General features: G+C 40.7%; 3 protein-coding genes. All 3 read right to left on the minus strand.

Annotated elements, in window-relative coordinates; translation table 11 throughout:
- Positions 1-29 precede the first annotated feature (29 nt).
- Positions 30-6,209: an Ig-like domain-containing protein gene (locus tag L1272_RS18170; RefSeq protein WP_235374023.1), complete on the minus strand. Its 6,180-nt coding sequence runs from the start codon at positions 6,207-6,209 to the stop codon at positions 30-32.
- A 291-nt stretch (positions 6,210-6,500) separates the two neighbouring features.
- Entirely contained in the window at positions 6,501-9,320 is a 2,820-nt protein-coding gene (locus L1272_RS18175) for a cadherin-like domain-containing protein (RefSeq protein ID WP_235374024.1), read from the minus strand.
- Positions 9,321-9,444: 124 nt separating this feature from the next.
- On the minus strand, positions 9,445-10,119 hold the full coding sequence (locus L1272_RS18180; protein WP_235374025.1) for an outer membrane beta-barrel protein: 675 nt from the start codon (positions 10,117-10,119) through the stop codon (positions 9,445-9,447).
- Positions 10,120-10,581: the final 462 nt, after the last annotated feature.

Raw genomic sequence — 10,581 nt, forward strand, 5'->3', positions numbered from 1 at the left:
CCAAGCTTTGAAGCTTGGCTTTTTAATGTTTATCGATATGTTCGATAATAACTGCGTCTTATAATTGTCAATGCGAATAATAACAAGATTAAGCTCATTGGCAGCGTACCACCGCCACTGGTTTTATGTTCTACACTCACCTGCTTATACGCTTTAACAACCACATTAAATTGTCCTTGTGTTGTTCCGCCATCACCATCTGAGATAACAAAGGTGACTGTGTCAGTACCTTCAAAACCTGCATTTGGAGTATAGGTAATCGTCCCATCATCGTTAATGACCACACTGCCATTCTCTGCTGTGGCTGAAATTATAGAGAAGTCATTATTATCTTCATCTGTCACATTTGCCAAAATATCAATCGTGACTGGACTTTGATCATCGGTGCTAACATCAATGATGGCATCTATCATCGGCGCTTCATTGGCTACGACGTCAACTATCACTGTCGCAAAATCAGCCCCTCCCTGACTATCTGAAATGCTATAACTAATCGTTGCAATTCCTAGGTGCTCTGCTTGCGGGACAAAATAAAGTAAATTATTAACAATACTTACTTCACCAATGTCTACTGCTGCGGATGTCAGAATTAACGAATCATCATTCGCATCTGTGTCATTCGAGAGTACATCAAGATATGTACTAATGTTGCGTTTGACCCTAACCATATCGTCTTCAGCAACCGGTTGAGTATTTGTACTTATTGTACTGGCAATACCACTTGGATCTTCGATGATACGATTTACTTTTCCGTCGGCGTCATTTGGGCCACCGTCTTCAATAGTAAGTTGAACACACCAATGTCCTTCAGTTAATCCTTGGGTATACTGAGCATCATGTGGTGGTGGACAGAAACCTTCTGCACCAGGTGCTGATGCAATGCTATTGCGACTATCTATGACAAACTCAGTCCATCCGGTATGCATTAGCTTACGATATACAGCATTGCTCGGAATGGGTGCAAACTGAGCTATAACAATGCCGACTGACTGACCCGCTACAGGGATTTGGCTAACGTTAAAGTCAAAGACTCCGCTAGCATAATCAAATCCAGCATCTGCTGTGGCACCTGAACCATAATTCCCGTAATGCAATACTTCTTGCACTGACACTCCGGTATTGGTGCCATGTGCTACAAACGCTACATGACCTAGGCTAAGTTGCAAACCTGGCTCGGTTTCCATTAAGAAAAATTCACTTTCGTTCAGTTTTTCTTGTACAACGTTGAGCGCTAACGAATCAGCATCTAAATAATCAGGTATGCCATCATTATCAGCATCCCCGTAACCTTCTTCATTATCAGGAATACCATCAAAGTCAGTATCTTCAGAAGATAATTGAGGCATTGAGTCAACAATAGTCAGTTCTAATAGTGAAGAACCCGCTTGTTGTCCGTCAAACACGCCGACTTCAAATTGATACGTCCCTAGCTCAAGAAGTTGTGGATCAAAAGTAAAACTCTCTTCAACACTGTCAGTATCGACAATGGCACTATCAGACGTTAACCAACCATATATGTGTGTATCGGTTAGGTTTGCATCCGTTACTAGTGTCGTTAACGTTACATCACCACCTTGTCTATTTATGATTCGCGTCACTATCCCTTGCTGATTTGCAAAGACCTCAATGCTTGGCGCAACATTCCCCTCTTCGATGGTAAGAGTATGCTCACCTAATGGACCGACAACAGCATTCTCAGGCGTTGAAAACTGAAGAACCAGTGTTTCAGACCTCTCATCAATGTCATCAGATGACACGTTAACAATCAGACTCGCTTCACGTTGCCCTTTTTCAAATCTAAATTCACCTTCAACTAGGTCATGGTCTGCACCCTCTAGCGCATCTCCAGATACTGTATATGGCACAACCACTGGGTAGTTAACGGCATCACCATTGAGAATTGCTTTAATAGAAACGGCCGTCCCCTCAGTTGCAGTTTGATTTTTACTAAAGTTAACCTGAGGAATAACATTGATTAACTGCGTTGCAGAAACTTGATCATCGCCTTCCCCGGCGCTCCAAATCACAGTGTGAGTCCCCGGTGCAAAGAAACCTTTTGAGCTTGCGGTGACACGAACAGGGTTACCCAGTGCATCCTTCGCAATAGCAGTGCCCATATTCACTTTGGTGAAAAGACCTTTAGATGCAATTGTTTTGTCTTCTGGTGCTGTAATCGTAATTTCAGCTGCCGTAGACACAACAGATACCACCAATGTGACTTCAACCACTTCACCATTTGAATCTTTAATTTGATAAGTAATTACAACATCAGCATTCAAGCCAACTGGGGCTAAGTACTCTAGTTTGTTATCGACAATGCGGATCGTGCCAGCACTCACGGTTGCCTTAACAAGAGTAAGTTCATCACCGTCAACATCAATATCGTTTGCGAGCACATCAAGCACCACATACTCATTTAAATCCGCATTGACGGTAAAGTTATCTGGCATAGACACTGGCGCATCATTGATTGCGTTAACGACAATAGTCACTGTCGCAATATTAGAGTTCAGCATGCCATCCGATACGGTGTAACTGAAACTATCAGTACCATTGAAGTCAGCGTTTGGTTGATACACCAGATGGTTTGCATCCATTATCAATGTACCATTACTCACAGGTGTCACAAGATTAAGCGTAAGCTCATCACCGTTTTCGTCGAAATAGTTTAGCGAAAAGGTAATGCTTTCATCTTCATCCATGCTGAACTGTTCGTCATGGGTAACCGGTGCAACATTCGCGATAATGACAACACTGGTTGCATCTGAGGTAAAGGTTTCTGTATTACCATGGCCATCAACATAGGTTACGACAACTGTGATTGTCGCACCAATATCAGCTTCGGTTAGCATATACTCTGCAAGCGTTGCACCAGTAATGATTTCGCCGTTACGCATCCATTGATAGGTAAATTCACCTACGCCATCTGGGTCTTCGATTGTCGACTCAACAGCTAAGGTTTCACCTTCTTTTGCTTCACCAGTAATACTGATCCCGCCCGTGGCTTCATCGTTAACATCGGCCACTGTGATAGCAAAGGTTTGAGTATCGGTTAATCCTCCTGCATCAGTGGCAACTAAGTTGATAGTATGAGTACCTACATCATCATTACTCGGCGTACCGCTTAGCTCGCCTGTTGTAGGGTCAAAATCAAGCCAACTTGGCAGCTCTAGCGCACTTAATTTATAGCTATCTGCACTGTCTATATCTTTAACAGTAACAACATAACTATACGCTTCATCTTGTGTCGCCGACGTGACTGGGTGAGATTCAATAACAGGCGCATCATTGACTGCTAACACGGTGATAGTCACTGAGGCTGTGTTTGACTGTGCACCTTCATTATCAAGTACAGAGTAAGTAAATGAATCAAAGCCCACATAATTGCTAACAGGCGTATAAGTAACTGTACCATCTACATTATTGGTAATATGACCAAATGCAGGGTTTGTTACAATATTCACTGAATCCTCATCAAGATGACCATCAATGTCTGAATCATTCTGCGTCACATCAATAATCACGCTCTCATCTTCATTGGTCTGGATCACATCATTATTTGCCAATGGTGCATCGTTAACAGCTGTCACCGTAATGAACACCTCTGCATGGTTTGACCAAAGGCCTAAATCGTCTTTAACACGATAAGTAAATGTGTCTGCTCCATAACTATTACTATCTGGTGTGTAACTGAACACGCCATTGTTCACTTGTACATTACCGTGTTCAGGCTGTGTAACAACTTCTAGACTCGTCTTATCAAGGGTGCCATCAACATCGCTATCGTTACCTAACACATTGATATTATGAGATGTGTCTTCAAGTAATACGGCGGTGTCATTTTGTGCAACTGGCGCATCATTCACACTATTTACCGTTAAAGTGACTGTCGCAATATTTGACATTAAAGACTGATCATCTTTGACACTATATTCAAAGCTATCAGTACCAAAGAAATCTGAATGTGGTGTAAAGCGGATTGTGCTTAACTCTTTATTGACAGTTAGCTCGCCATGCTTAGGAGCTTGCGTTATCGTCACATTCTCTGTAAGCAACTCACTATCAACATCAATATCGTTGTCAAGAATAGACAACTCAATTGATGTATCTTCATCAAGTACACCTAAATCATTGGTCGCCACTGGTACATCATTAACTTCACCGATAGTCACTAAAACACGTGCAATATTTGACACTGCACCTGCTTTATCTGCAATACGATACGTAAATGTATCGCTACCATTAAAGTTAGACGCAGGCGTGTAAACAATGCGATCGTTTTGAACATTTGCTTGACCATTTTCAGGTGCAGAAACGACTACTAAGCTTGATAAGTCGAGTGAGTCTCCTTCGTCAATATCAGCATCGTTTAGTGCAACATCAATTTCAATGGCCATGTCTTCTTCGGTCATCGCGCTATCGCTATTTGCAAGAGGCGCGTCATTAACAGGATTAATAGTAATGGTCACCGTCGCCACATCTGAACGGCCATGCTCTATGTCATCGACTGTATAGCTAAATGTATCGGTCCCGTTAATATTCTCATTCGGTGTATAAGTGATCACACCATTTGCCGTATTCAAGCTAGTTTGACCTTGTGTTGGCGTTGTAACAATCATCACGCTTGCTGGGTTTAGCTTACTATCGACATCACTGTCATTGGCAAGAATATCAATCGCAACACTGTTATCTTCATCGACACTGGCGATGTCATTTTGCACATCGGGCGCGTCATTCACGTTCTCAACCGTAATAGTGAAAGTTTGCTCTGCCGTTTCGTTAGCACTGTCGGTAACGGTCAGCGTCACAGAGTGCACACCGACATCATCATTGCGAGGCGTACCAGTAAGCACACCTGTTGACGGAGTAAACGTCAACCAGCGAGGGTGGTTAGTCAACGCATAGGTTAAGGTATCGTCTTTATCGACATCGCTTGCACTGAGCGTGTAGCTGTATAGCTGGTCTTCAACGGCCGCTGTCATTGGCGTTGATGAAATCACTGGCTTATCATTCACGTTTACAACCGAGATAGTGAATGATTGAGTATCAAGTGCATTAACACTGTCTTTGACGCTCAAAGTAACAGCATGCTCACCCACATCATCATTGCTTGGTGTTCCAGAAAGTACGCCCGTTGATGGGTTGATCGTCAACCAATTAGGGAGCTTCGTTGCCGCATACGTTAGGGTATCACCTTTGTCAGCATCCTTTGCCGTTAACGTGTAACTATAAAAACTGTCTTCGGTTGCCGATGTGATTGGCATAGAAGAAATTTCCGGCGCGTCATTCACATTTTCAACCGTGATAGAGAATGATTGCGAAACAGATGCGCCAGTACTGTCAGTAACAGTTAAAGTAATGGCATATGTACCAATGGTATGCTTATTTGGGGTACCATACAGTTCGCCCGTAGACCTTGTAAAGCCTAACCATCCAGGGATCTTCGTTGCTGAATAAGTCAACGTATCGCCTTTATCGATATCGCTCGCAACAAGGGTGTAGCTGTATGGCTGGTCCTGTGTTGCTGCTCTAATCGGCGTGGAAGAAATCACAGGCTTGTCATTCACGTTTTCAACCGAAATCGTGAATGATTGAATGTCACTTGCATTTGCCTGATCGGTCACTGATATAGTCACCGTATGATCACCTACATCATCATTAGTCGGTGTACCTGCCAGCAGACCGGATGGGTTTAGCGATAACCAACTTGGTAATTGGGTCGCTCTGTATGTAAGTGTATCGTCTTTATCGGCATCAGATACTGTTAGTTGATACGAATAAAGCGTATCTTCTGTTGCTTGAGTAACCGCAATTGATGAAATACTCGGCGCGTCATTTACACCAGTCACCGTAATCGTGCCATTCACTGGCGTTATACTATTGCTGCCATCAGTTAAGTTAAATGTAATACCCAGTGAGCCAGAAAAATTAGCCGCTGGTTTAAATGATAAACTTGCAAGTGTAGCGGTGACATCTGCGAGGGATCCACTGACTGTTAGTGTCGCATTGTCATTATTATAATTAACGACGGCACTACCACTCGCCGCGCCTGCTAGTAAGCCAGATGTGTTATTAGCAAGTGTAATTGTCAGGGTAACATCATCACCTTCTTCATCGGTGATTTGATAATTATCGAATAGTAAGCTCGCGTCGCTGTCTTCTGCAACAGAAAGCGCATAGCTCTCAAATACTGATCGGCTGGATTTCATAACCGAAGCCTTATAATCATCAGCAGCATCATTAAAAGAAAAATATAAGCTGTCGTCACTCGCAATCGCGAATCCAGACTGAATGGCTGTATTTGATCTAGAGCTTAGGGGAGATAGCTTATGCCAGCTTGTGCCATCAAATCTCATCACTCTCACCTCAGGGCCCTCAGTTCTATTCGTAAAAGCGACATAAGGCCTATTTTTACTATCAAACTCAATATCGGGTTCAAATCCACCTTCTGCAAAAAAGCCTCGTTCTCCTACTAAAACCCAATCTGTGCCATCGAATTTTCATACTAAGGTAATCTTTTCAGCCATATCAGTATTCACAAAGTAAGGCGTATTATTATTTATAGCAAAGCTAGAGATATAAACATTTTCAAGGGAATCGACAGGACCTACCTGCTCCCAACTATTATTCACAAACTTTTTAACACTGCCGAACCACTTGTCGTTTCTTTTATCAATATAGGCAAGGTAAGGTGTGTCACTGTCATCAAATGCAAGTGAGATAAACCTTGCATCACTAGGTGAAACATGAGTACCACCGACAGTCAGCCAATTTTTACCATCCCACTTTTTAACAATTGCTTTTTTAGAGTGATGACCATCTTGAAAAGCAACATAAAGATTGTCTGCACTATCAATTGCGATTGATAAATAATCTGCGCTGCTATAACTGACAAACCCCTCACCTACGGCTTGCCAACTTCCGTTAATAAACTTTTGGACGAAAGCCCTATCTTGAGTCTTTGTATGTATAATATAGGGGGCATTATGACTGTCCATAGCCATTTCTAATTTAACAGTAACTCCAGTATGGAAACGTTGAAGTCCTACATATTGCCAAGAATTGCCCTCAAATTTCATTCCTGATATGCCGCCACCAACATAGGAAGCGTCTGAAAAAACTACATAGGGAGTATCATGACTATCTAACTCAAGCCTAATGTAATTGGCATTCTTTTTAGAAAAACCCGCATTACCCACAAAATCCCATTTGAGATTGGTGGTAATCTCTGGTGCATCATTTATTAAAGAAACAGAAATAGCAAAGTTTTGATTGGTAACTGGCTCAACACCATCTTCCAAGCCATCTGCTAGGTCAAATGTAAAGTTATCAGAGGTAGTCTCCGAGCCATTGTGTTTGTAATAAAGATTTGAATCATCCAGCGTTTGCTGGGTAAATGTACCATTTACAGCAAGCGCTTCGCCTGAGTCTAAGCTGCCGTTATCATTGGCATCAACAAACAAGCTGCCGTTAGTAGGCACTGATTTAAGTGTAAATGTAAGTCCTGTACCAGAGTCATCGGCATCTGTAGCGGATAAGTCAAGCGCAGAAATTACTTTTACAGCACCCTCATCAATTAAAAGACCTTTATTAGTGCTAATAGACGGCGTTTTATTAGGTGTAACAACGTTAAATGTTAAAGTTACCGGCGAGGCGCTCTCTGTGCCATCAGTCAACTCATTAGTGAATGTGAATTCACCTGTGTAGTTACCATCAAGAGTAAAAGTTAAGTTTTCAATCGTTGCCTTTACATCACTAACACTACCAGAAATTGTTAATACACCGCTGTTAGTGTCGAAGTTATAATTAGCCCCACCGCTAGCAGTACCTAAAAAGCTCCCCGCGTTAGTGTCAGAAAGTGTAATCGTTAATACAACATCGTCATCGTCTTCGTCAGATATTCCGAAATCAGCAAACGGATCACCTATTGAGTCTCCTTGAGTAATTATTCTAGATGAATCTGAGAATGTTGTTGTTGCATATTTCATTACACTGGCAAAAAAAGTTGAAGTACCCTCAAAATAAATAACATATGGTGTATTTTGGCTATCAAGGGCAAAATGGCTGTAGGTCGTAATTCCTGGAGCAAACCCTCTTCTCCCAACAAACTGCCAAGCATTATTTTCGAATGTTATAACGCTGCCCCCATATGGATCGGCTTCACGATCTATGAAAAATAAAAATGGTATGTCATTCTCACCAAATTCAAGCTTAGGGAAACCTGCACCACCTCCTGATACATCCTCAACAACTAAAGACCAACTTGTTCCATCAAATTTATAAATACCGAGCCCGTTAGCAGAGCTACTATTTTCAGTTCTAGTGCTTAAAAAAATATTGTCATTACTATCAATTGCTATTGACGGTTCAATTGCACTGGTATCTGAAATACCTGGTTCGCCGACATATACCCAAGATGAGCCATTAAACGACATCACTGAAGCTCCAGTACTAGAGTGAGAGTAATCTCTAAATGAAACGTAAGGCGTATTTGAGCTATCAAAAGCAATTTCAGTATAGGTTGCCTCTGATGGCGTAAACCCCTCTATACCAACACTTACCCAGTGATTACCATCATATTTTTTTACAACAGCTTTACTTCCAAAATTTGCATTGTTATAAACAATATGCAAAACGCCATTATTATCAAATGCTAAATTATTGTATAAAATATGCCCACTTGAAACAGGTGAGCCAACATCCACCCAAGATGTTCCATCAAAACTTAGTACTCTTAATCCTCCGTCATCAGTGAAGCAAATAAACGGGGTGTTATTATTATCAAAGATTATATCCGAGTAATGAACAATACTACTTGTAATATCTGTGTTACCGACATGTTCCCAATCCGTACCATTAAATTTTAATACCCTTAAAGGTGAATCTGAATTTCCCGAGAAAATTGCCCAGGGTACATCATTAGCATCCATGCTAATGTTTATACCCACAGGAGAGTATCCACCTCTTGTGAACCTAGAGTTACCAACAAATTCCCACCCATTACTTGAAAAGCTAGGCGCTTTATTTTTCTTTGTTACAGTTAATTCATCTCCATTCTGGATGTTTCTATCTGACAAAGAAGGATTATCATCATCCAACACAGCGGTACCGCCCTCAACACTTTGAGTAATGACCACTCTGTCATACGGGATACTCGTTTCATCGCTTATTAATTGTCGTAGAGTACCAATACTGTAACTGGGCTCTACATCAAGCGTAAACGTTTTGCTAGGAGCGATAATTGTAATTGGCATAGCCAATATCGACATGGGCGCAATAAGTGCGACTAAGTATAAATATTTAATAATTGTTGATAACATGGCATTTTAATCCTGTAGACACTTCAAGCTGTTTGCTAATTCACGATGAGTGGTTTAGTAAGTAGACTCAGCTATTCCTTGAGATAATTAAAAATGTACGCCCCCTGCATACATTTGGAGTTGATTAGTTAAACTGATACTTAGCGCCAATAGAAAACATTGACGTTGAGTAATCATCTAACCTAGCTTGGTCGTAACTTAAGAAAAGTAGAGTCTTTTCAAATATTGAATAGCTGATTTCACCTCCAAAAGTCACACTATTGCCGCTGCGTTTCGCTTTAAAAACATCTGATGTATTGATTTGGTATTGGTAATCTTGTTGCCAATCAAGGTACCCAAGTTTACCTGTTAGTAATAGGTCATTTGTTAGAGGCCATGTTGCTAAAACAACTAGGTGTGGCCCCTTTGCAGATTCAGGGTAAGTTGCTTGCATTACATCATGAAAATTGTCTAAATCAGTCACCTCTCCTGTTAAACGAAAATTTCTATCGCCAAAATCTAAATAACCCAGTTGGACTGAAAATATAGAATCTAGCTGATATCCAAATCCTAGTTGATAACCTACGTCAGCATCTTTCACTGATAAGTTTTCATAATTGACACTCTGTGCAACAAGCTCATTTTTAACAGTGTCTGCCTTAAAATCAGTCGAAGCGTGGCCTATTTGGCCATACAAATACCAATTATTTTCTTTAGCTTGCCCATCTGTACTGAATAGTGAGCCACCAGAAAAAAGAATCAGTATAAAAGCCCATGAAAAACAACTAGAACTTTTAGTTAAAAAGTATTTATGGTTCAAAATAAAGCACTCTCTTAATCTAATTAAACGGGCACAGAATTGATTTAAATACAACAATATGTAGATTTAAAAGTCAGAATATCAACTCTGCATTTATGTTTTACATTAGATGAAAAGATGAGTGATCCGAATCAGAATCTTCCTAAATTTATGAGCTTATGAAATTTCCGACAGACATTGTTATTAGTTATTTGGTGATTTTGAATAATTGACAAAAAATCAATTCTAAATAACTAGTCATAGTTTGAACTAAATGGGCTATTATTATTCATAAAATAATGATTCCCGCTTTATTAATGAAAAATAGCTATAGATTTAAATTTATTTTTTATACCCCCGAATTCAGATAATAAGTGCACCACTCATGGTTAAACGGTGAGAAGAGATCAACTGCCTGTTGGTGGTACTCTATCGTCGCCAAACAAACAGAAGCATTTACCATGAGTTACAAGCAGTTGATCG

Origin of the sequence: Pseudoalteromonas sp. PAST1, from assembly GCF_021532515.1 — a bacterium.
GTDB classification, from domain to species: Bacteria; Pseudomonadota; Gammaproteobacteria; order Enterobacterales; family Alteromonadaceae; genus Pseudoalteromonas; species Pseudoalteromonas simplex.